This is a genomic window from Agrobacterium sp. Ap1 (assembly GCF_017313375.1).
GTDB lineage: Bacteria > Pseudomonadota > Alphaproteobacteria > Rhizobiales > Rhizobiaceae > Neorhizobium > Neorhizobium cellulosilyticum.
On sequence record NZ_JAFLMY010000079.1, the window covers coordinates 1 to 690 of the forward strand.

At 53.5% G+C, this 690-nt stretch carries 1 tRNA gene and 1 pseudogene; both read right to left on the reverse strand.

The annotated features are described in order from the left end of the window. Window positions 1–153: 153 nt before the first annotated feature. Window positions 154–420: pseudogene (locus JZX87_RS31710) on the reverse strand (IS110 family transposase); the annotation flags it as partial. 193 nt (window positions 421–613) lie between these two features. Continuing rightward, window positions 614–690 (reverse strand) — tRNA-Met (locus JZX87_RS31060).

Genomic DNA, 690 nt, shown 5'->3' on the forward strand with positions numbered 1-690 from the left:
TGACGTTGTTGCAAACATCACTTTGGCACATCGCGATGCCGTCGGGAGGGGGCATCCACTCCATCAGTTCTGCGTGGTAAACGTATGCCCGCCCTGCTTGCAAGTTGTTTTTTGATTTCCTGTGCAGTCTGCTTCAACGTATTCGGTCTTACAGTCAGGCCGTTGCCAATATGGATAGGGGCGAACGTATTCCGGCGACATCAGCCGGACCCCATGACCTTTCGAGGTAAAGAGCCTACCAAGATGGTGAGCACCGCAGCATGCCTCCATCGCGATAACACAGGTTGGCAGCTTCTCGACGAATTCGATCAATGTTTGTCGCCGCATCGTTCGACGGGCAACTACAGCGCCGCGGTCATCTACCCCAACAACGCTGCAGCTATTCTTTCCGATGTCGATACCCAGTATGGAAATCTGCATGGCTTGCTCATTCCATTCAAGAAAACGACATCATACTCGATGTCCTCGGAAGGGCGGGCCATCCCATAACCAACAATGGAATGCATGCAAGCTGGCGATATCTACAGTGAAGAGAAGAAGGAGATGATGCTCGACGTTTACCGCGAGGAATTTCTCGAGCGGCTTCCCGAATAGGAGAATTTGCAAATGTCGCTGGTTGCGGGGGCAGGATTTGAACCTGCGGCCTTCAGGTTATGAGCCTGACGAGCTACCGGGCTGCTCCACCCCGCG